The organism is Xanthomonas sp. WHRI 1810A (genome assembly GCF_040202885.1).
Lineage (GTDB): Bacteria > Pseudomonadota > Gammaproteobacteria > Pseudomonadales > Pseudomonadaceae > Aquipseudomonas.
Genome location: NZ_JBEGED010000001.1, coordinates 384,740 through 408,316, shown reverse-complemented (window position 1 = coordinate 408,316; position 23,577 = coordinate 384,740). Strand labels below are relative to the sequence as shown.

The following is a 23,577-nucleotide window of genomic DNA, read 5'->3' as shown; positions in this document are numbered from 1 at the left end:
ACTCCGGTGATTAAATAGACTGATCTTTACATTGAGAACGGGTACCTCTCTGAGTATAATGGCGCGCTTCCAATTTCCCGCTCGGGAGCCCCCGCGATGCTGCGTATCAGCCAAGAAGCTCTTACATTCGACGACATTCTCCTAGTGCCCGGTTATTCCGAGGTGCTTCCTAACGAAGTCAGTCTGAAAACCCGCTTGACCCGTGGCATCGAACTGAATATCCCCCTCGTTTCTGCCGCCATGGACACCGTGACGGAAGCCCGTCTGGCCATTGCCATGGCTCAGGAAGGCGGCATCGGGATCATTCACAAGAACATGACCATCGAGCAGCAAGCTGCCGAAGTCCGCAAGGTCAAGAAGTTCGAAGCCGGCGTAGTCAAGGACCCGATCACCATCGAGGCCGACGCTACCGTCCGCGACCTGTTCGAACTGACCCGCCAACACAACATCTCCGGTGTACCGGTCCTGCATGACGGCGAGCTCGTCGGCATCGTGACCTCGCGCGATGTGCGCTTCGAAACCCGCCTGGAAGCCACCGTTCGTGAAGTGATGACGCCTAAAGAACGTCTGGTCACTGTTCGCGAAGGCGCCGACAAGTACGAAGTCCGCGACCTGCTGCACAAGCACCGTCTCGAGAAAGTCCTGATTGTCGACGACAAGTTCGCGCTCAAGGGCATGATGACCGTCAAGGACATCGAGAAATCCAAAGCCTACCCACTCGCCAGTAAGGATGACCAGGGTCGTCTGCGTGTTGGCGCTGCGGTCGGCACCGGCAAGGACACCGGCGAACGCGTGACTGCGCTGGTTGCTGCCGGCGTTGACGTCGTGGTGGTCGACACCGCGCACGGTCACTCCAAAGGCGTGATCGACCGGGTTCGCTGGGTCAAGCAGAACTTCCCTGAGGTTCAGGTGATTGGCGGCAACATCGCCACCGCTGCAGCGGCCATCGCACTGGTCGAAGCCGGTGCCGACGGCGTCAAGGTCGGTATTGGTCCTGGCTCCATCTGCACCACGCGTATCGTTGCCGGCGTCGGCGTCCCGCAAATCAGCGCAATCGCCAACGTGGCCGAGGCGCTCAAGGGCACTGACGTCACGCTGATCGCTGACGGCGGCATCCGCTTTTCCGGTGACCTGTCCAAGGCCATCGTTGCAGGCGCGAACTGCGTGATGATGGGTTCGATGTTCGCCGGTACTGAAGAAGCACCGGGCGAGATTGAGCTGTTCCAGGGCCGTTCCTACAAGGCGTATCGCGGCATGGGTTCGCTGGGTGCGATGTCCCAGACGCAAGGTTCCTCGGACCGCTACTTCCAGGACTCGTCCGATGGCGCTGAGAAGCTGGTGCCGGAAGGTATCGAAGGCCGTGTGGCCTACAAGGGCTCGCTGGCTGCCATCGTCCACCAGTTGATGGGCGGTCTGCGTTCTTCCATGGGCTACACCGGCAGCGCGCACATCGACGAGATGCGTACCAAGCCAGAGTTCGTGCGCATCACCGGTGCCGGCATGGCCGAATCTCACGTCCACGACGTGCAGATCACCAAGGAAGCGCCGAACTATCGCGTAGGTTGATCCGGAATGCATTCGGTCCGACCGGGTGCATTTCCACATTGTGTAGCGGGGCTGTTCAGTACAGCCCCGTGTCGTTTCTGAATTCAGCTCATCGAGAATGACTCATGGCCCTCGACATCCACGCCCACCGTATCCTTATCCTCGACTTCGGTTCCCAGTACACCCAACTGATCGCCCGCCGCGTGCGTGAAATCGGCGTGTATTGCGAACTGCATCCGTTCGACATGGACGATGAAGCGATTCGCGAATTCGCGCCGCGCGGGATCATTCTCGCTGGCGGTCCGGAGTCCGTACACGAAGCCGACAGCCCACGTGCGCCACAAGCAGTCTTCGACCTCGGCGTACCGGTCTTCGGCATCTGCTACGGCATGCAGACCATGGCCGAGCAGTTGGGCGGCAGAGTTGAAGGCTCCGAGATGCGTGAGTTCGGCTATGCCCGTGTCGACGTGGTCGGCAAGAGTCGCATACTCGACGGCATCGAAGACCACGTCGATGCAGACGGCGTGTTCGGCCTCGACGTGTGGATGAGCCACGGCGACAAAGTCACGCAAATTCCGGAAGGCTTCCATCTGCTGGCCAGCACGCCAAGCTGCCCGATCGCTGGCATGGCCGATGACACCCGCGGTTACTACGGCGTGCAATTCCACCCGGAAGTCACCCACACCAAGCAGGGCGGTCGCATCCTCTCGCGCTTTATCCTCGACATCTGCGGCTGTGAAGCGCTGTGGACGCCGTCGAAGATTGCCGAAGACGCCATCGCTCACGTCCGCGCTCAAGTGGGCACCGACAACGTGCTGTTGGGCCTGTCGGGCGGCGTCGACTCCTCTGTGGTCGCAGCGCTGCTGCACAAAGCCATTGGCGATCAACTGACCTGCGTGTTCGTAGATAACGGCTTGCTGCGCCTGCATGAAGGCGAGCAGGTGATGGCCATGTTCGCCGAGAACATGGGCGTCAAAGTGATTCGTGCCAACGCTCAGGACCAGTTCCTCAACAACCTGGCCGGCGAAAGCGATCCAGAGAAGAAACGCAAAATCATCGGCCGCACGTTTATCGACGTGTTCGACGCCGAGTCCTGCAAGCTGGACAACATCAAGTTCCTGGCCCAGGGCACGATTTACCCGGACGTGATCGAGTCGGCCGGTGCCAAGAGCGGCAAGGCCCACGTGATCAAGTCGCACCACAACGTGGGTGGCTTGCCGGAAGAAATGAACCTGAAGCTGGTCGAGCCCCTGCGCGAACTGTTCAAGGACGAAGTCCGCCGCCTGGGCCTCGAACTCGGCTTGCCTTACGACATGGTCTACCGCCACCCATTCCCCGGCCCAGGCCTGGGCGTTCGTATCCTGGGTGAAGTGAAGAAGGAATATGCCGACCTGCTGCGTCGTGCCGACCACATCTTCATCGAAGAACTGCGCAAGGCCGACTGGTACCACAAGGTCAGCCAGGCATTCGTGGTGTTCCAACCCGTGAAATCCGTCGGTGTTGTCGGCGACGGCCGTCGTTACGCATGGGTCGTTGCACTGCGCGCCGTGGAAACCATCGACTTCATGACCGCACGCTGGGCGCACCTGCCCTACGAACTGCTGGAAACCGTCAGCGGCCGCATCATCAATGAAATCGAAGGCATCTCCCGCGTGACTTACGACGTGTCGAGCAAGCCGCCGGCGACGATTGAGTGGGAGTGAGCCCACATGGCTGCATGATAGAACCGGCTTAGGCCGGTTTTTTTATACCTTCACTAGTGTCGCTTAGTCTCACTATAGAAAGTGCCGCATTGTGTTGGCAGCAGCTCTTTGTCGGTGGCTGGATATCGTCAAATAAGGAAGATCAGTATGAAAGTCCTCACAGATGATGAAATTAACGTTGCCTACGCTCACGTCAGGGCAGTAGACGAAGGGCGTGTGGGACCAGATAGAGGAAATTATCTTGCGTTAACGGACGCTGATTTTGAACTTCTCCTGTACAGCATCTATCGAGGGCGTGCATCTGAGTCGTCGTGGTACAGCAATGCTCGCTTGATGGTCACAGGAGCTGATCAAGGGCGGGATGTTTGGCTCACGAAGGATGAACTGCCAGTTGGGCTTATTCAGTGCAAAAAGGTTAAGGCTGGTTTCACCCGGCCGGACACGCTCCGTGAGGTAATCAAGTTCCTTCTAAATGTCGTGCTTGAGCCGGCGCTTATGCCGGACCCGGCCGGTTTCCGATTTATTCTTGCCCTTGCTTCGGATCCTGCCAGCACCACAACCGATTTTTTCGATGCGCCACAGACTTGGCTAACTGCCAATGAAGCAGAGCTTTTAGGTCTGGCTACCGACGTCATTAAAAAGTATGAAGCATTCTCGACGCTGAAGATCGAGGCTGTCATGCCAAGCATAAGGACGGTCCTGAAGAACCTGAAATATGAGCTTCTTAGACCAGTCGACCTCGACGCGTTACTGGAGGGCATTCCTGCTGTCCGTCAGCGGTTTTTCAAAGTTCAACTTGTCGTGGCTGTTGAGGATGCCGAGGCCATGATTGAGGCTCGGTTCGCTGCAGTTGGCTTGGTCTCAAAGAGCACACAAACATTCACCAAAGCTGATGTTGAGGAAGACATTACGCGCGGGTCGCGCGGTCTGGCCGACTGGCCTCAACTGATTTGGGGGCAGCATATAGAGCGACCAGAGTTCGGCGATCTGATCCAGCGGATCAATCGGCATCCTGCAGGCTCCACGCTGGTCGTCGGAGGAGCAGGGACTGGGAAGTCAGCACTTCTCGCTGAGCTGTATTGTGCCCTCAAAGCTCGCGGCCAGATTGTGTTAGCGATAAAGGCCGACATGCTTAGCCCTAATATCGTGAATTTCACCGAACTCGCTCGCGATCTTGGCATGTCAGGTGATATCGAACAGGAGCTTCTCTCACTGGCGGTTGAAGCTCCGGTTGTGCTGATCATTGATCAGCTTGACGCTGTCAGTGAAGTGATGGACCAGAGTTCACAGCGCATGCAGGTCTTACTTCGCCTTGCGTCTCGGCTACAGGAGGCAGAGAGTCAAGAGGGCGATAAACTTCCCATTCATGTCATAGTTTCTTCGCGACCATTTGAGGCGAAGTTCGACGCTCGATTTAGGTTGCTTGATGCAAATGAGTTGCTACTTACTCTGCCTCCGTTCGAGCGGATATCCACACTGCTCGGTGAGCTCGGTATCGACTCCACGGTCGTGCCGGATAGTCTCAAAGAGACGCTGCGTACACCTTTTGCTCTCGGTATATACGTCGATCTTGCCAAATCTGGTTTGAATCCTGCGGATTTGACAGCAGCAAACTTACTTGATCGATGGCTCGACAAAAAACTACCTGTAGGGACCGCGCGCGCTTCGTGTCTGGCGTTCTTGCGCCAGCTCGCAGCTGACATGACGCAGTATGAGAGCCTCTGGCGGCCGGCCGCTTACTATGACCCGGACTACAGCGAGATGCTGCGTTGGGCCGAGTCGATTGGCATCGTCATCCGTGAAGACGCTAGCATTGGATTCAGTCATCAGTCATGGCTCGATGATTTCCAAGCTAAGACACTCCGAACCGCACAAGGGTTGGCTGATTACGCATGGAGTCGCCAAGAAGGGTTATTTGCGCGGGGAACAATCTTGCGCGGCCTTGAGCACATGCGAAGGGTTGATATGGCTTCCTATGAGGTGTCTATTCGCTTTTTGCTACCAAACCCCAAGACACGCAGACATTTGCGCCATCTTGTGGCTGATTATTTGGCGAGTGCTGATGATCCGAGCGCAAGTGATATTGCTTGGATCGATTGGATGGCGCGTAACGATCATGCACTTGCGAATCGGGCATTCAGGCAGGTTGCGATAAGATGGCCGTGCTGGAGGTCAGGGGTGCTGCCGCTTCTTCCTTTTCTTCTACAGGACGAAAAGCATCGCTGGAATGCGACCATGCTGCTCGTTCAAGAAGTTGCTGAAGACTCGAGCCAAGTCATGGATCTGGTCGACCGCTATTGGTCGGATGCTTCACATGACGGAGACGTGTTTAGTCTCTTCGAGCGTTCTGGTATTGCGACCGACCGTGCAATCGCCCATGTCCGTACAATCTTTAATCGAACGACGTTGGCAGATTGGGCAATATCCCGTTACGCCAAGACTTTGCATGAGAACGGTAATACCCGTGTTGCCTTGGATCTCATCTCATTTTGGGCTGAGTTGCAGCCTGCGGATCGGCACAATGGCATCAAGGTTTATGGTATTGAAAAGATTGCCGCAGCCGCACCGCTCTATTGTGCCGAGCGGCTCCTGCCTTGGTTTGTCGGGGTTGCATCGCGAGAGGTTGGTGATGGGCGGCCCGGGCATCGGTATCCGCAATCGATATCTGTTCCATACGATTGGGAATATGATTCTGGCGAGGGGTATTTGACGCAGCTTCTGCGGAGTGTGCTCGAAGAGGCAGCAGTTTCTGACCCGCTAGGTGTGCGCACCTTGCTTGCTACTATCGTTGCTGTAGAAATTGACGAGGTCCAGTCACTAGTGGCCGATACCCTGGCGGCGAACTCGGCTGTATTTGCTGAGTATGCGCTCGCTTTTCTCCTTGCCGATCAGCGGCGTCTTCATCTAGGTAGCAACACGTTCGACGATGAAAGAAGTGTCGGCCACGTGATCTGCGGTTGGTCGTCAAGCACACTGATTGCCCAGATCATTCCCTACCTCTCTCTCGCTGATATTGAGCGGATTCGCGATTACATCGAGACTTGGGAGCCTTGGGGGGAAGAATTACAGGAAGAGCGAGATCCTGCCCATAGAAGGCAATTGCTCCGTTGGTCTGATGAGCGGAGGTTGCGTTTACTTGCCAAACTACCTATGTGCGTGCTGACGCCCCGTCGTCGTAGGCAAGTTAAGGAGTGGCAGGTCGAACAGCCCACGCTAAACGCAAAGCATGGCGGTCGGAGGGTGGCGCAGGTTGTTGGATCACCCATGAGCCACGATCAGATGGCGAAAGCCAGTGATGATGCGATTATCAAAATGTTCGTCGCAGTAAATGACCATACTGGCCGTCATGAGCACCCGAGACACAGGCTGAAGGGCGGTGTTACTGAGTTGTCTCGGGCTTTTGCCGCGCTTGCGAAGTCGTTTCCAGATCGTGTTCTTCGTATAATTTCGCGTTTACAGCCGGGTCTGCACGAGCAGGTTACGGGCGCTGCAATTAGGGAGTTGTCGGCGGTTGAGGCAGTTGACGCTCAGATACAAAAAACTTTGATTTGGGATGCCCAATCCCGTGGCTTTTCGTCGGCTAGCTTTCGCCACGATGTTGCCAGCGCCATGGAGGTACTTGCTAAACGCCTGAAAGGTCTTGAGGGTCGTGACATCGAGTTGCTCAAGGGCTGGCTGCAGCGTGACCCCAATGTGCTGGCCGCAGAAACAATACGTCATGCCGAGTTAAACAAATCCAATCGTGAGCGGAATGAGAAACCAGATCAACGCCCTGAGGCCATGCTATTCGGCCGGGGCGACGGGATGCATTTTGTCCCTCAGCGCAATTTCACGCTGTTGTCAGCGATCGCGGCGGGATATCTCCATCGTGAAGGCGTGGATTGTGATGGTTGGCTCGCGGAGTTGGAGCTACACGTTACTCATCCTGAAGATCCCGAGGTTTGGAGTGCGATCCTAATGTTCAGGTCGCATGAACTTTGGTGGGCGGACGCGGCAAGAGTGGGCGAACTGATTGAGGCGATTTGGCGGAGGTTTCCAGCGGCGTTTGAAGATGCAGCTGTAGTCCAGTCGTTGTGGCGCCTGCGCGTTCGCATGCATACGAGCCTACAGCAGGAGATTGTCAACTTCTGGCTCAGTCATAGGGATCATAAGCTTAGGCAGATTGGTGGTGAGTTCTCTGCTGCTAGCGTGATTGTCGATAGCGCTGCTTCTTGTGGGATGGGCGAGATCGTCGAAGCGGTGATGGCCGGGAATGATATTTCTGCCAGGTCTGGCGTGTTATTTGCGGCTGCAGCGGGGTGGGGTGAACTTGATCTCGATATTCGAAGCCGCTCGCATGCCTACCTCATTTATGTCGCCAGCATTGTCAGCGGGTTCGAGGCTCATGCTCTATCTACAGCTGTAGATCGTGGCGAGCGATTACCTCCCGATGAGATGACGCGAGCCCTGCTGGCTTCTGTTGCAGTAAATATTGATTTGCTCAGAGAATCGATGGGGCTGGTGTTTGTACGCTCGCTTCAGCACCTGTTGCTTTATCCAGGCTTTGAAATGCTTGTGCTTGAAATCGCAGAGGCTGCAACTGAGCTTGCACGTACATCGCCAGATAGGACCGTTGGAGGGTTGTACGACGGCGAATTTATAGGACTTGTGATTGCACTTCAGCGTTCACCAATCGAGATCAAAACTCGTGCGATGACGATCTACGAGCGCCTGCTTGACGCTGAGGTTCACGGTGCAGAGGACGCAGCAGCATTTGCGCTGCGCCGTTAAGGCCCAAGCCGTATCCGCTCAACCCGTCCGCTTCCTGGCCTCCCGCCGCTTGGATGAGACGAGATCCCAATCGGTCGCCAGATTCGATTATGGGCTGATGTTCGCCGGATTCTGGTCTTGATGCGGCAGCTTTATACCGGCGTTGCCCTAGGTAGGTGTTTCCTAGCGATATCACCCACAAGAGAGTTTCCCGTATGGTATTTCTCATGGTCTCGAAATAGCTGTTGCTTTAAAAAGTGCGCTTCCAAAGGTTTAAATGTGCCTATTGATAATAGAGTGGGAATGACCGCCCATGTCATCTCACCACAAACCAAAACCAGGTAAGCCAATAGGCTTACCCGGTTTTTTTATGCATCAAGAGTCAACGTTGACGGGTCATGCCCATCAGCACAAGCGCGCTCGTCAAATCGTTTATGTCTTCAAATCTGCGTCCGCTGACGACCGACCAGCGCGGTCGTTCGATGTAGATGCGATTCCCATCAGATTTTATAGGCGTTGTGACCAGTGTCCCGTCGTTGCTGCGGTGAATGATCGCCGGCGTCATGCCGCGATCGTCCACCAGGAACATGCCGGGCCTACGTAGGGTTTGCTCGAAGTCCTCAGGTGTCGCTGCGGGTGGCGCCGCCGGACCTCTGGTCGGCATGCTCAGGCGCAGATCGCTTTTGATGACGCCCTGAGGTCTGCCAAGATTGTCGGTCATTTCCTGGCCGGGGTCGGGCTCTATCCGGGTGGTTTCGGTGAGGGCCACGTCTTCAACGCGCACCCCGATTGCCCCTTCCAGTTCGCTCACGCCTGCGATATCTGCGTAGGTGTTCGCGTGAGCGTTGCCCACCAGGGCGATCCATTTCTTCCCGCCCGTTGCTGCCTGTTCGGCATCGATAACGGTTTTCGCGAAGAAATTCATGACCTTCACCCGCAGGTGTTGATCGTACAGGCCCTGCAGTCGGTAGCTCGCCATGCAGTCGATCGGGCGTATGCGAATATGGTGCTTATTGGCGGCCTTGAGCAGGGTCATGAAGTTGAACTGACCAGACGGGTCGGTGCGATGGCCTTTGTCCAGGTCCCTCACGTAGTCGGCAAGCTCTTCAGGCATCTCGCCGGTACGCGTAAAGGTGGCCAAGTCTGCCTGATGAAAGTCGCTGAGAAGGTGTTCCATGTACAGCGTCTTGACCTTCAACTTGGCCAGCAGCGGCATGTTTTCGATCAGGAATTTCTTGCTGCCGATGCTCGCGTGGCTTTCACCGATCACGATCCCTTGAGTGCGCGCCAGGAGATTTTTCATCGTCGTCTTGATTGGCTCAGCGGCCTCGATATCGGGAACGTGCGGACGAGGGGGCAGCTCCGGTTGTCGATAGAACATTTGGGTATCGGCACACAGCTGGCGGCGGATGCGCTTGAATTGGTCATAGGGGTCGCGGGCATTGAGGTCCGGCACCCCGTAGGCCTCATCCACGTCTTTGCCCGCGAACAAGGCACCGTTTTTGACCTGCGGCCGCAGTGCCTCGGGGATTTCATAGGGACTGGAGAACGGCGGCGTTTCAGGAGCAACCGTCCCGGAGCGGCCCCAACCCAACCTGCCAAATATCTTGCCGCCTCCCTGCAAGCCGGTTCGAGTGACCGGACGCCATTCCCCAAATGCGTTGAGCCTTACCGGCATATTCCGATAGAACGAGAACGGGTTCTGTGGATCGATGATGACCCAGCTTTGCAGCTCATTGACATAGCGCACCGCATACGCGAACTCGTCGATCTCAATGAAGGTTTCGCCGCGCTCAGTCAGATAGATGCCCTTCATCCGGCCTTCTTCGGCGATGGGTTCCCAAGCGTTGAGGATCATATTGGTTTCGAACGGTGCGAGCAGTGTGGCTGATTCGACCGGGTAAACAGGACCGGGCTCCAAAACCGACAGATCTGCTATCGGGACTTCGGGTTCAGGGTCGGCGGGTGATAGAGACTCGTCGATGATCTCACCATTCAATCCGGGTTCCTGTACTTCTCCGCCTTCGGCCGCGTTGGCGTCCAATAGAAAAAGGCCGTTGAACAGCGCTTCGACACCTGCACTGACTGCCCCGATCACGCCTGCCTTGCGCTCGGCCGTCGTGTGGCCATTGACCGCCTGATCGATGTTCAGACTCATGTCCGCGAGCCCGGCGCCCACTGCCGCCAGCGCAATCGGCCAGTCAAGGGCGGCAAGGGCGCCGCTGATGCGGGTGAAATCCTTGAGATAGCCCAGCCACATCTGCTTTCGCAGCTCTGCGTTGGATCGCAGGGAAATCTCGGCGTCGGCCTGCATGCGCGTCCGGGTTGAGTCACGCAGCCAGGTGAACGGGTCGCCTGTCAGCGTCCGGGTCTTCTGATTGATCACACCGGGATGGGCCGTTCCCCAAGTGCTGTAAAGCAAGTCCAGGGCACGCAAAAGACCGGCGTTGTCGTCAGCCTCCCCACGGACAGACAGCGGGAAATGGCTCATGAACCTGGCGCGATTCTGCGGGCGGTTGTTCTGCGAAAGCAGCCACCAATGCAGGTCCGTGGCGGTGTCGAAGGCATGGAACGCCTGGACTTCCCCCGGTACGTAGAGGATTTGCCTCCCGGATTCATGAACGATGCGCAGGATGTCGCTGGCTTCGTGCCCGACAACGTCAAACGTGCGGAAGCTGACTTCGCCAGTGGCGATGAATTCCGATTGCAGCGTGTGCAGGTTCACCGGGCCAGCGATATCAACACCTGCCGCCTGGAACAGGATTTCCAGATCGTTGCGGGTCAGCCAGCCTGCGGTGTGGTCTTCCAGCGCCTTCCCCAGAAAGACTTCCTTGCTCAGCGTCCTGAAAGCATCGGCGTGGTGATGCCAGTACGTCTGCAACTGATCGTGATAGCGCGTTTTGAAATCGATAACCCAGAAGTCGTTCAGCACCTCGGCTGGCAGCATCCTGACTTCGTTATCCTCGTCGTACCTCTCCGCGTGAGGGCCGGCAATATAGAAACCGCCGAGCATCTGCAACGTGTCGGCGTTGTCCTGATCGTGAGGGTTAAAGCGGTGCATGGCCAGTTGCGGCAGCGTCATCGATTCGTAAGGTGGATCGACATGCTGCCAACCGGTGAAGGACCGAGGACTGCTGAGAGCGGTGTGAAATCGGTGCCAATACACCCGGTCCGGCTCGATGTCGGAAGTGTGGTGTTTCGTGAGGATGTCCTGCGCGATGGTGCGTGCCATTTCGCGCACGTCGGGACAAGCCTCGACCAAATGCCGACTCATCTCGACAAGCGTGGAAATGTCCTGAGTGTCTTGCCGGGTGGACGGATACCCTTGGGGAGCGTTCATATTCGTCATCCTTGATGAATGGAGCGCATAGCGTGGTGCGAATCGAAACTCAATTGGTACTGCATATGTACCGCACCGTCCGTTTGCTTAAATTTCTGTAAGTGCAGGTGTATCGTGTCCGCCCTGCATCGTTGCCCGGATGCGTCCCTTCATTACCCGTGAGGTCGCTGTATTCATGTCTTTCACCCGTCGACAAATACTCGGAGGTCTGGCCGGTCTTGCCGTCGTCGGGTTGGGCGCCGGTGGCGCTTCGCGTTATTGGCTGGGCCGCACCAGGCCGGGGGAGGGGCATGATTACGAGCTGATCGCCGCGCCGCTGGACGTCGAATTGGTTCCGGGCCATCAGACGCCGGCCTGGGCGTTTGGCGGGTCGGTGCCGGGCTCGGAGTTGCGTGTCAGGCAGGGCGACTGGCTTCGGGTGCGCTTCATCAATCATCTGTCTGTAGAGACCACGATTCACTGGCACGGTATCCGCCTGCCGCTGGAAATGGACGGCGTGCCGTATGTGTCGCAGCTGCCGGTCAAGCCGGGGGAATACTTCGACTACAAGTTCCGTGTCCCGGATGCCGGCAGTTACTGGTATCACCCCCATGTCACCAGCAGCGAGCAGCTTGGCCGTGGGCTGGTGGGGCCGTTGATTGTGGAGGAGCGCGAACCCACCGGTTTTGCCCATGAGCGCATCATCAGCCTGAAAAGCTGGCACGTGGACGAAGAGGGCGCCTTCACGCCGTTCAGCAGCATTCGAGAGGCCGCGCGCGAAGGCACGGCGGGGCGGTTGTCGAGCATTAACGGCATTCCCCAGGGCATCGTTGAGTTGCCAGCCGGGCAGATCGTGCGGGTGCGGATTCTCAACCTCGACAACACCGTCACTTACCGCTTGAACCTGCCGGGCGCCGAAGCGCAGATATACGCCCTGGATGGCAATCCGGTGAAACCGCGGCCCTTGGGCAAGGATTATTGGCTCGGGCCGGGCATGCGTATTTGTCTGGCGATCAGGGCGCCGGCGGTGGGGGAGGAAATCGCGCTGCGCAATGGTCCGGTGCGACTGGGCACGTTCCGTTCCGTCGCCAACGAAGACACACCCGGCGACTGGCCGCCTGAGCTGCCGGCCAATCCCGTTGCCGAGCCGGATCTGGCCAACGCGGAAAAGCTCAACTTCAATTTCGAATGGGTGGGGGCGGTTTCGGTCAATGTCGATAACGGCAAGCCGCCCAGCCTGTGGCAGATCAACGGCCAGGCGTGGGACATCACCGATAAAACCTGTGCGGACCGTCCGATCGCCAGGCTGGAAAGGGGCAAGAGCTACATCTTCGAACTGAAGAACATGACCCAGTATCAACACCCGATCCATTTGCACGGCATGAGCTTCAAAGTCCTTGCTTCGGATCGCAGAAAGATCATCCCGTATTTCACCGACACGTTTTTGCTGGGCAGAAACGAGCGCGCACGCGTCGCGCTGGTAGCGGATAATCCCGGCGTGTGGATGTTCCACTGCCATGTGATCGATCACATGGAGACCGGTCTCATGGCAGCTATCGAGGTTTCGTAATGCGCCAACCGCAAATCATTGACCGCAGCCGCGATCAGCATTTCATGCGCGAAGCGTTGGCGCTTGCCGCTCAAGGCGCGCTGCTGGGCGAAGTCCCGGTGGGGGCGGTGCTCGTACACGACGGGGACATCATCGGGGGCGGTTTCAACTGCCCCATCAGTGGCAGCGACCCCAGCGCCCATGCCGAAATGGTCGCCATCCGCGCCGCCGCCCAGGCGGTCAGCAATTACCGATTACCCGGCAGCACACTCTACGTGACCCTCGAACCGTGCAGCATGTGCGCGGGCTTGATCGTCCACTCCCGCATCAATCGCGTCGTGTTCGGCGCCCTGGAGCCGAAGGCCGGGATTGTGCAGAGTCAGGGACAATTCTTTACCCAGTCGTTTCTCAATCACCGCGTGCTGTTTGAGGGCGGGGTGCTGGGCGAGGAATGCGGGGCGATGTTGAGCGAGTTTTTCAGGATGAGACGCGCGAAGGGGTAAAGGCGACTGGAGGACGTCGGGGTTACAGCGGCGCCTTTTCCTCAGGCGGTTTGCTTTTGTCCACGCCCGGCACGTGCAGGTTGCTTTCGGCGACCTGGCTGCCTTCCAGTTGAGGCTGGGTGACCCAGGTGAGGATGTCGTAATAACGGCGGATGTTGGCCACAAAGCTGACCGGCTCTCCGCCTCGGGCATAGCCGTAGCGGGTTTTGCTGTACCACTGCTTCTGCGCCAGACGCGGCAGCATCTTCTTCACGTCCAGCCATTTATTCGGATTGAGCCCCTCGTTCTCCGCCAGCTTCCGCGCGTCTTCCAGATGGCCGCTGCCGATGTTGTAGGACGCAAGCGCCAGCCATGTACGATCCGGCTCCTGAATCTTTTCATCCAGCTGATCCTTCACGTAGGCCAGGTATTTCGCGCCGCCCTTGATGCTTTGCTTGGCATCCAGCCGGTTGGAAACACCCATGGCCTGCGCGGTGCTTTGGGTCAGCATCATGAGCCCGCGCACGCCGGTCTTGGAGGTCACGCTCGGTTGCCATAACGATTCCTGATAACCGATGGCCGCCAGCAGGCGCCAGTCAACCTGCTCTTCCTTGGCCGATGACTGAAAACTCTTTTCGTACTTGGGCAAGCGCTCCTGCAGGTGCTGGGCGAAGGTGTACGCACCGACGTAACCCAACACATCCACATGGCCGTAATAACGGTCCTTCAAGCGCTGGAGCATGCCGTTTTTCTGGACTTTATCGAGGAACGCGTTGATCTCGTTGAGCAGGCTATTGTCGTCACCCAGTGCTACCGCCCAGCGTTGATCGCGGCCATCGCCCAGGTCGAAGGCCACGCGCACGTTGGGGAAGTAAACCTGGTTCATCGCCAGCTCGTTGGAGTCGACCAGCGTGAGATCGATCTGACCCTCATCGACCATGCGCAGCAGGTCAACGACTTCAACCTGATCAGATTCTTCGTACTGCAATTGGGGATATTTCAGTTTCAGCGCCGCCAGTTGTTCGGCGTGACTGCTGCCTTTAAGCACCAGAATGCGCTTTCCCACCAGGTCACCTGGATCGGTGGGGCGGTTTTGACCGTTGCGGTAGATGACCTGGGGCGTGACTTCAAGATACTGATGGGAGAAACGCACCTGCTGTGCGCGCCGATCCGTGCTGACCAGGCCTGCCGCTGCAAGGACGGGGCCGCCCGGTTTGTTCATCTGGTCGAACAGGTCGTCCAGGTTGTCGGCGGTTTCGATCTTCAGCTCTACGCCCAGGTCGTCGGCGAAACGCTTCACCAGTTCGTATTCGAAACCGGTTTCGCCGTTGCGATCCTGAAAATAAGTGGCCGGGCTGTTACGGGTGACGACGCGCAAAACGCCATCCTCCTTGACTCGTTCAAGCGTGTTGGGTTTTTCAACACACGCACCGAGCAGCAGGAAGATTCCGGTTGCGATGAGCCACTTGGCGCAGCGTGGGCGGATATCTGATTGGGAAAACATCGGTGCAGTATACGCAAAGCAGCCTGAGCACCATATCTCGACAGCAAAGGCTGCGTCTGTTAGAGCAGCGACCGGGTGCGCGCTCATGACGCACACAGGGCCGCGCCGACATTCGGGTGCGTTCGATGCAGTCGTTTCGGGTGCCGACGGTGGCGGTTTACGCTAGAATGCACGGCCTCAAAGCACACCCCTTCCCCGAGGCTGTCCCGACGATGTTGATCCTGCGTGGTGCTCCCGCCCTTTCTGCTTTCCGCCACAAGAAATTACTGGAGCAGCTGAACGCTAAAGTTCCAGCTGTTCGTGGCCTGTATGCTGAATTCGCCCACTTCGCTGAAGTCGCCGGTGTTCTGACCGACGAAGAGCAGCAGGTCCTCGCCCGTCTCTTGAAATACGGCCCGAGCGTGCCGGTTCAAGAGCCACGCGGCCGCTTGTTTCTGGTCCTTCCGCGTTTCGGCACGATCTCGCCGTGGTCCAGCAAGGCCACCGATATCGCCCGTAACTGCAGCCTGACCAAAGTCCAGCGCCTGGAACGCGGCATTGCCTTTTATGTAGAAGGCCAGTTCAGCGACGCCGAAGCCCGGCTGATCGCGGACAGTCTGCACGACCGCATGACGCAGCTGGTGCTGGACACGCTGGAGCAGGCCGCCGGCTTGTTCCGCCACGCCGAACCCAAGCCGCTGACCGCCGTTGACGTGCTGGGTGGCGGTCGTGCCGCACTGGAAAAAGCCAACGTCGAACTGGGTCTGGCCCTGGCCGAAGACGAAATCGATTATCTGGTCACCAGCTTCAACACGCTCAAACGCAACCCCCACGACATCGAATTGATGATGTTCGCCCAGGCGAACTCCGAGCACTGCCGTCACAAGATCTTCAACGCCAGTTGGGACATCGACGGCCAGAGCCAGGAAAAAAGCCTGTTCGGCATGATCAAGAACACCTACGTCATGCACAGCGAAGGCGTGCTGTCGGCGTACAAGGACAACGCATCGGTCATCGTCGGCAGCGTCGCCGGACGGTTCTTTCCGGACCCTGACACCCGCGAATACGGCGCGGTTCAGGAGCCTGTCCATATCCTGATGAAGGTGGAAACCCACAACCACCCGACCGCGATTGCGCCATTCCCGGGTGCTGCCACCGGCTCCGGCGGCGAGATCCGCGACGAAGGCGCGACTGGCCGCGGTGCCAAGCCCAAGGCGGGCCTGACCGGTTTCACTGTCTCCAACCTGAACATTCCGGGTTTCGTCCAGCCGTGGGAAAAGCCATACGGCAAACCCGAGCGCATTGTGACCCCGCTGGACATCATGATCGAAGGCCCGCTCGGTGGCGCGGCGTTCAACAATGAGTTCGGACGTCCGGCGCTGACCGGCTATTTCCGTACCTTCGAGCAGACCATCACCACCCCTCAGGGCAATGAAGTCCGTGGTTACCACAAGCCCATCATGCTGGCGGGCGGCATGGGCAACATCCGTGAAGGCCATGTCCAGAAAGCTGAAATCAAGGTCGGCGCCAAGCTGATCGTGCTCGGTGGCCCGGCGATGTTGATCGGTCTGGGCGGCGGCGCAGCTTCTTCCATGGCTACCGGCACCAGCTCGGCCGATCTGGACTTCGCCTCGGTTCAGCGTGAAAACCCTGAAATGGAGCGTCGTTGCCAGGAAGTCATCGACCGTTGCTGGCAGCTGGGCGAACAGAACCCGATTGCGTTCATCCACGACGTAGGCGCAGGCGGTCTTTCCAATGCCTTCCCGGAACTGGTCAACGATGGCGGTCGCGGCGGTCGCTTCGAACTGCGCAATGTGCCCAATGACGAGCCGGGCATGGCCCCGCTGGAAATCTGGAGCAACGAATCCCAGGAACGCTACGTCATGGCGGTCAGCGCCGAGAACTTCGAGCGCTTTAAAGCCATCTGCGAACGCGAGCGTTGCCCGTTTGCCGTCGTTGGCGAAGCCACCGAAGAGCCGCAACTGACGGTCACTGACAGCCATTTCGGCAACAGCCCGGTGGACATGCCGCTGGAAGTGCTGCTGGGTAAAGCCCCGCGCATGCACCGTTCGGCCGTGCGTGAAACCGAGCTGGGCGACGACTTCGACCCAAGCACGCTGGACATCGAAGAAAGCGTGCAGCGCGTGCTTCGTCATCCAGCCGTGGCCAGCAAAAGCTTCCTGATCACCATTGGCGACCGCAGCATCACCGGTCTGGTCAATCGCGATCAAATGGTTGGCCCATGGCAGGTGCCTGTGGCTGACGTAGCCGTAACCGCCACCAGTTTCGACGTCTACACCGGTGAAGCCATGGCGATGGGTGAGCGCACGCCGCTGGCCCTGCTGGATGCTCCGGCGTCCGGGCGCATGGCCATCGGCGAGACGCTGACCAACATCGCGGCCTCGCGCATCGGCAAGCTGTCCGACATCAAATTGTCCGCCAACTGGATGTCCGCAGCCGGCCACCCGGGTGAGGACGCGCGTCTGTACGACACGGTCAAGGCCGTCGGCATGGAGCTGTGCCCAGAGCTGGGCATCACCATTCCGGTGGGCAAGGACTCGATGTCCATGAAAACCCGCTGGAGCGACGAGGGCACGGAAAAAACCGTAACCTCGCCGATGTCGCTGATCGTGACAGGCTTTGCGCCGGTCACTGACATTCGCGGCACGATGACCCCGCAGTTGCGCATGGACAAGGGCGTCACCGACCTGATTCTCATCGATCTGGGTCGCGGTCAGAACCGCATGGGTGCTTCGATCCTGGCGCAGACCCACGGCAAGCTGGGCAAGATCGCACCGGACGTGGACGACGCCGAGGACCTCAAGGCCTTCTTCGCCGTCATTCAGGGCCTGAATGCAGACGGCCATCTGCTGGCTTATCACGACCGGTCCGACGGCGGTCTGCTGGTGTCGGTGCTGGAAATGGCCTTCGCGGGTCATTGCGGCCTGAATCTGAAACTCGATGCTCTGGCTGAAAGCAAATCCGCCATCGCCTCGATCCTGTTCAACGAAGAGTTGGGCGCGGTGATTCAGGTCCGTCAGGACGCCACCCCGGATGTGCTGGCACAGTTCAGCGCGGCAGGCCTGGGCGGCGGTTGCGTCGCGGTCATCGGTCAGCCGGTGAACAACGACGACGTGCACATCAGCTTCAACGACGAACCGGTGTTTACCGGCCAGCGCCGTTTGCTGCACCGCCAGTGGGCCGAGACCAGCTATCAGGTCCAGCGCCTTCGCGACAACGCCGAATGCGCGGATCAGGAATTCGATGCTCTGTTGGAAGAAGACAATCCGGGTCTGAGCGTCAAGCTGGGCTACGACGTCAACGACAACATTGCCGCGCCTTACATCAAGAAGGGCGTTCGCCCACAGGTGGCGGTGCTGCGTGAGCAGGGCGTCAACGGTCAGGTGGAAATGGCCGCCGCGTTTGACCGCGCCGGGTTCGCCGCAGTCGACGTGCACATGAGCGACATCCTCGCCGGTCGCGTCGACTTGAATGAGTTCAAAGGGCTGGTCGCCTGCGGCGGCTTCTCCTACGGCGACGTGTTGGGCGCGGGCGAAGGCTGGGCCAAGTCGGCGCTGTTCAACACCCGTGCACGGGACGCGTTCCAGGGCTTCTTCGAGCGTCAGGACAGCTTCGCGCTGGGCGTTTGCAACGGTTGCCAGATGATGTCCAACCTCAGCGAACTGATCCCGGGCAGCGAGTTCTGGCCGCACTTCGTGCGCAACCGATCCGAGCAGTTCGAAGGCCGCGTGGCGATGGTGCAGATTCAGGAGTCGGCGTCGATCTTCCTGCAGGGCATGGCTGGTTCACGCATGCCGATCGCCATTGCTCACGGGGAAGGCCACGCTGAATTCAAGAGCCCGGAATCGCTGCTCGAAACCGATCTGTCGGGCACTGTCGCCATGCGTTTTGTCGACAACCACGGCAAGGTCACCGAAAGCTATCCGGCCAACCCGAACGGCTCGCCGCGCGGGATCACCGGCCTGACCACTCGCGACGGTCGCGTCACCATCATGATGCCGCACCCTGAGCGCGTGTTCCGTGCGGTGAACAACTCATGGCGCCCGGAAGAGTGGAACGAAGACGGCGCGTGGATGCGGATGTTTAGAAACGCCCGCGTCTGGGTCAATTGACGCCCCATGTACAAACTGGCGTTCTTCGTGCCGCCGAGCCATGTGGAGCAGGTCAAAAGCGCTGTATTCGCCGCCGGTGCGGGGCGAATTGGCGCTTATGACTGCTGCGCTTGGCAGGTGCTCGGTCATGGCCAGTTTCGCCCGCTGGACGGCAGCCAGCCGTTCATTGGTCAGGCCGGGAAGATCGAGCAACTGGAGGAGTGGAAAGTCGAGATGGTGGTCGCAGATGACCTGATTCATCAGGCGGTGGCTGCGCTCAAGCACAGCCACCCCTATGAAACGCCAGCGTACGAAGTCTGGAAGCTGGCGGATTTTTAGACGATTCGGCGCCAGGCCTGGCCCGTCATCTTGCTGCGACCAACCCCCGCAACGCCTCGCTCAACCCCGGCGCTCGTTCCCCCACCAACACGTGCCACACACCGTTTCCGACGTTCCTCACGCCTTGACAGCCCAGCGCCTCCAACTGGCTCACCGCAATGTGTTGTCCGTCGTTGAGTTGCACCCTCAGCCGTGTAAGCGCAACGCACTCCACTGCGGCCAGGCCTTTGCCGCCCAGCGCCTTGAGCCACTGAGCCGCCTGGGCTGGATCAATCGCCACGCGGCTGACGGGGGTGTCCCCTGCCGCCTGTGACAAATCAGCGGTCGCGTGCGGCAACGCCCTGCGCAGTTCATCGGCAATACCATCGGCCATCGGCCCCACAACCACTTGCAGACTGCCAGCATTGCCTGGCCGCACCACCGCCATCGCCCCCAAGGCCTTGAGTTCGGCGTCATTGGCCTTTTTGCGATCAACCAGCTGCAGGCGCAGACGGGTGGTGCAGGCATCGATGCTCAGCAGGTTTTGAGCGCCGCCCAGCGCACCTATATAGGCGCCGGCGCGGTCGCTGTGGGCGACGGGCGTGATGGCGGTGACCACGCCTTCACGACCGGGCGTCTTCAGATTCAGACGCCGAATGCACTGGTCGAACACCACGTAATACACCACGAAATACACGGCCCCCAGCGGGAAAATCATCCAGCCATTGGTCGAACGGCCCCAGCCCAGCGCCATGTCGATGGCCCCGCCTGAGAAGGTGAACCCCAGGCGGATGTTCAACAGGTCCGTCAGCGCCATGGACAGCCCCGTCAGCAGCGCGTGAATCACATACAGCAGCGGCGCCAGGAACATGAACGCGAACTCGATGGGCTCGGTGACGCCGGTCAGGAACGAGGTCAGCGCCATCGACATCAACACGCCACCGATCAACTTGCGCTGGCCCGGCAGGGCATTGCGATACATCGCCAGACACGCCGCCGGCAGACCGAACAACATCACTGGAAACATGCCGGTCATGAATTGCCCGGCCTTGGGATCGCCGGCGAAATAACGCGCCAGATCCCCGGTGACCACGCGTCCCGTTTCCGGATCGGTGAACGTACCGAACACGAACCACACCAGATTATTGAGTATGTGATGCAAGCCGGTAATGATCAGGATGCGGTTCATCACGCCGAAAAAGAACGCTCCAATGCTTCCGCTTTCCAGCATCAGCTGACCCAGGCTGTTGATGCCCTGCTGAATCGGGGGCCAGATCAGGCCGAAGATCAGCCCGAGCAACACCGCCGACAATCCGGTGACGATCGGGACAAAGCGTCTTCCACCGAAAAACGCCAGATAGGCGGGCAGCGCGACGTCTTTGAAGCGGTTATACAGCCCGCCGGCCAACAGGCCGCTGATGATTCCCGCCAGCATGCCCATGTCGATCTGCGGATCGAGCACCTTTAGCGTCGCCGTCATTACCAAGTAGCCGATGGCACCGGCCAGCCCGGCGGTGCCGTTGTTGTCTCGGGCAAAACCGACCGAGATACCGATGGCGAAAATCAGCGCCAGATTGCTGAAAATCGCGTTGCCCGCGGCATGAATGACTGCGATGTTCAACAGATCGGTATCGCCCATGCGCAGGAGCAAGCCGGCGATGGGCAGTATGGCGATGGGCAACATGAGCGCACGGCCAAGGCGTTGCAGGCCTTCGATGAAGTGCGGATACACGGCGTCTCTCCTTGATTATTGTTGTGAGAAATGGCTCTGCCGGGCCAGGCTTTACCGGGCAAATTCACTGCAGGCCTGGCGCACCTCCGCGGCACTTCCCAACGTGAGAAGCCGTTGGGCCAAGCGCTCGCAGTCCCCGGTATCAAGCTGGCGAACCCGTGCCTTGATTTCGGCCAGTTGTGGTGAGCTGACCGATAGCTCACGCACGCCGAGCCCGATCAGCGCCGCCGTGGCCAGAGGGTCGGATGCCACCGCGCCACAGACACCGACCCAACAGGATTTGCCTGTTGCGGCTGCGCACGTCATGGCAATCAGCCGCAGCAGTGCAGGGTGTAGCGCATCGACGCGACCTGCGAGGCCTGCATGGTCTCGATCCATCGCCAGGGTGTACTGCGACAAATCATTAGTGCCGATAGAGAGAAAATCTGCATGTTCGGCCAGTTGCCCGGCCATCAACGCCGCTGAGGGCACCTCAATCATCACCCCCAGCTGCGGACGTGCGGCGATGCCCATGTGCGATGCCAGCGCGTCCAGCCGCTGACGCACGGCGATCAGTTCACCGACCTCGCTGATCATCGGCAGTAGAATCTGGCAGCGACTCAATGGCGTGACCTGCAGCAGCGCACGCAGTTGTTGATCGAGTAACTCAGGTCGCGCCTGCCCCAGGCGAATCCCGCGCAAACCCAGCACCGGGTTGGCCTCAGGCGCGAGTGGCAGATAGTCCAGTTGCTTATCGCCGCCAATGTCGAGGGTGCGGATAATCACCGGTTTATCCTCCATGGCGTCGAGCACCGCCTGATAGGCCGCAAGCTGCTCGTCCTCACTGGGGGCGGTGCGTCGTTCGAGGAACAGAAATTCGGTGCGCAATAGCCCGACGCCGTCGGCCCCTGCCTCCAGGGCCAGCCGCGCCTCGCTGGCCGAAGCGACATTGGCAGCGATGTCCATGGTCACGCCGTCCCGCGTGGTGGCAGGCAATCGGGACTGTTGCTGGTGATGATGACGTTGCTCTATACGTCGGGCTTGCAACGTGGCGACCTGCTGCAGTCGCGCCGGGTCGGGCATGAGCTCCAGCTGTGCATTGTCGGCGTCCAATACCACTGTCTGCCCGGCCAATGCGTGGGTCGACGTCAGCAACGACCCGCCCACGGCCACCACACAAGGCAGGCCCTTGGCACGGGCAAGAATGGCAACGTGAGACGTCGCACCCCCTTCGGCCACGCACACCCCGGCGATGTGATGCTCGCTCAACAACATCAGGTCCGATGGCGTCAATTCCTGAGCAATGACGATGGCGTGGGGCGAGATGACCAGCGGCCGATCCGCCCCCAGCAGTTGGCGCAATACTCTCTGACGCAAATCCCGCAGGTCATTGGCGCGCTCGGCCAGCAAAGCGTTGTCGAGCGCCTGAAGCCTGGCGCATTGCGCCATCAGCGCCTGGCTCCATGCATGGCTGGCCGAGCGTCCCTGTTCGATGGCGCCATAGGCGGCATCCAGTAGCGCCGGATCATCCAGCATGGCCAGGTGAGCGGCGAAAATAGCCGCGGCTTGCGGGTCCAGGGTCGGGCGCGATTGTTCAAGCATCACCGCGATATGCGTGCGGACTTGATCCAGGGCGCCATCGAGTGCCTGATGCTGTTCGCTGGCAATGTGGTTGCCGAGGTCATCCTCCAGCTCGATAACATCCAGCCGAAAGAGTGGGCCACAGGCCAGCCCCGGGGATGCCGTGATGCCGGTCAGCACATCTGTTTTGATGCCGTTCGAGGTCGCGGGCGTGAGTAGGGGAGACGTCGTCGGTGTGTAGGGTTTTTCATCGGCAGTCGGGGTCGACAGGGCCTTGAGCAAAGCGTGCAATGCCACTTCGCTGTCATGGCCCAGGCAGATCACTTCGACTTCATCATGCTCGGCCACGCCCAGACCCATGATGGCCAAAACGCTGTCACTGGAGGCACTGGCCCCCGCAAAACGCAGCTCGGTCTGACTGGCGAATTGACGGGCAGTCTGACGCACCAAAGCAGCCGGTCTTGCGTGCAGGCCACCCTGATGGCCGACACGAATGACGCCCCGTGAAGACTGGGTCAAGGCCCTGTCGGTTGGATCACTGGCGTCAGCGTGGGCGAGCCTCGTCACGCGTAACAACGGTTCGCCGACGTTAACCGTATTCACAGGCTGGACAGGCGTCAGTTCAAAGCCCTCGCCGTTGAGCAGAATCAGCGCACTGATCAGGCTGCGGCTGTGCACGGCGACCTTGTCCAGGTCAAAGCGCACCAGCGGCTGACCTTCGGCGACGCGCTGACCGGCGGCGACCAGCGCTTTGAAGCCGTCGCCATTGAGCGTGACGCTGTCGATGCCAATGTGCATCAGCCATTCGGCGCCATTATCGGCGCGCAACGTGATGGCATGGCCAGTGCGAGCGACATTGACCACAACCCCTGCGCATGGGGCGTGCAGGCAATCGTCCAGCGGGTCGATGGCCAGTCCGCCGCCCATGGTGCCACTTGAAAACACCGGGTCCGGGATATCCGCCAGGGCGATCACCGGTCCACTGAGTGGGGCGCTGAGGGTCATTTCTTTATTGTTATGCATGA

General features: G+C 59.3%; 11 protein-coding genes. 7 read left to right on the top strand and 4 right to left on the bottom strand.

Annotated elements, in window-relative coordinates; translation table 11 throughout:
* The first annotated feature begins 96 nt into the window (after positions 1-96).
* The 3 genes from guaB to ABQX22_RS01800 all read left to right on the top strand — a co-directional run bounded on the left by guaB (position 97) and on the right by ABQX22_RS01800 (position 8,018).
* Positions 97-1,566: an IMP dehydrogenase gene (guaB, locus tag ABQX22_RS01810; protein WP_349795895.1), complete on the top strand. Its 1,470-nt coding sequence runs from the start codon at positions 97-99 to the stop codon at positions 1,564-1,566.
* 104 nt (positions 1,567-1,670) lie between these two features.
* Positions 1,671-3,248: a glutamine-hydrolyzing GMP synthase gene (guaA, locus tag ABQX22_RS01805; protein WP_349795893.1), complete on the top strand. Its 1,578-nt coding sequence runs from the start codon at positions 1,671-1,673 to the stop codon at positions 3,246-3,248.
* 147 nt (positions 3,249-3,395) lie between these two features.
* Positions 3,396-8,018 (top strand): ATP-binding protein, encoded by a 4,623-nt coding sequence (locus ABQX22_RS01800; protein WP_349795891.1) that lies wholly within the window; start codon positions 3,396-3,398, stop codon positions 8,016-8,018.
* Between the two features lie 361 nt (positions 8,019-8,379).
* Here the strand turns inward: ABQX22_RS01800 and ABQX22_RS01795 are convergent, their stop codons facing one another.
* Positions 8,380-11,337 (bottom strand): membrane-targeted effector domain-containing toxin, encoded by a 2,958-nt coding sequence (locus ABQX22_RS01795; protein ID WP_349795889.1) that lies wholly within the window; start codon positions 11,335-11,337, stop codon positions 8,380-8,382.
* A gap of 175 nt (positions 11,338-11,512) precedes the next feature.
* On the opposite strand from ABQX22_RS01795, the gene ABQX22_RS01790 reads away from it, so the two are divergent.
* Both ABQX22_RS01790 and tadA read left to right on the top strand, forming a co-directional pair.
* Positions 11,513-12,886, top strand: coding sequence for a multicopper oxidase family protein (locus ABQX22_RS01790; protein ID WP_349795887.1), 1,374 nt, complete (start codon positions 11,513-11,515; stop codon positions 12,884-12,886).
* Positions 12,886-13,368, top strand: a complete 483-nt coding sequence (gene tadA, locus ABQX22_RS01785) for a tRNA adenosine(34) deaminase TadA (protein ID WP_349795885.1) — start codon at positions 12,886-12,888, stop codon at positions 13,366-13,368. Before ABQX22_RS01790 ends, tadA begins: the two co-directional genes overlap by 1 nt.
* A 22-nt stretch (positions 13,369-13,390) precedes the next feature.
* On the opposite strand, the gene mltF is transcribed toward tadA, so the two are convergent.
* Entirely contained in the window at positions 13,391-14,851 is a 1,461-nt protein-coding gene (mltF, locus tag ABQX22_RS01780) for a membrane-bound lytic murein transglycosylase MltF (protein ID WP_349795883.1), read from the bottom strand.
* Positions 14,852-15,063: 212 nt separating this feature from the next.
* Here mltF and purL point away from each other — a divergent pair, with 212 nt between their 5' ends.
* A complete protein-coding gene (gene purL / locus ABQX22_RS01775; protein WP_349796428.1) occupies positions 15,064-18,963 on the top strand; it encodes a phosphoribosylformylglycinamidine synthase in 3,900 nt (1,299 codons plus the stop codon).
* A 6-nt stretch (positions 18,964-18,969) separates the two neighbouring features.
* The gene (locus tag ABQX22_RS01770; protein ID WP_349795881.1) at positions 18,970-19,281 is read left to right on the top strand and encodes a YqfO family protein; all 312 of its coding nucleotides are present in this window, start codon (positions 18,970-18,972) and stop codon (positions 19,279-19,281) included.
* Positions 19,282-19,306: 25 nt separating this feature from the next.
* Here ABQX22_RS01770 and nagE read toward each other — a convergent pair whose 3' ends face one another.
* Both nagE and ptsP read right to left on the bottom strand, forming a co-directional pair.
* The gene (gene nagE, locus ABQX22_RS01765; RefSeq protein ID WP_349795879.1) at positions 19,307-20,992 is read right to left on the bottom strand and encodes an N-acetylglucosamine-specific PTS transporter subunit IIBC; all 1,686 of its coding nucleotides are present in this window, start codon (positions 20,990-20,992) and stop codon (positions 19,307-19,309) included.
* 51 nt (positions 20,993-21,043) lie between these two features.
* Positions 21,044-23,575 carry a phosphoenolpyruvate--protein phosphotransferase gene (ptsP, locus tag ABQX22_RS01760; RefSeq protein WP_349795877.1) on the bottom strand — a complete coding sequence of 844 codons (2,532 nt, stop codon included), beginning with the start codon at positions 23,573-23,575 and terminating at the stop codon, positions 21,044-21,046.
* Between the last annotated feature and the right edge of the window lie 2 nt (positions 23,576-23,577).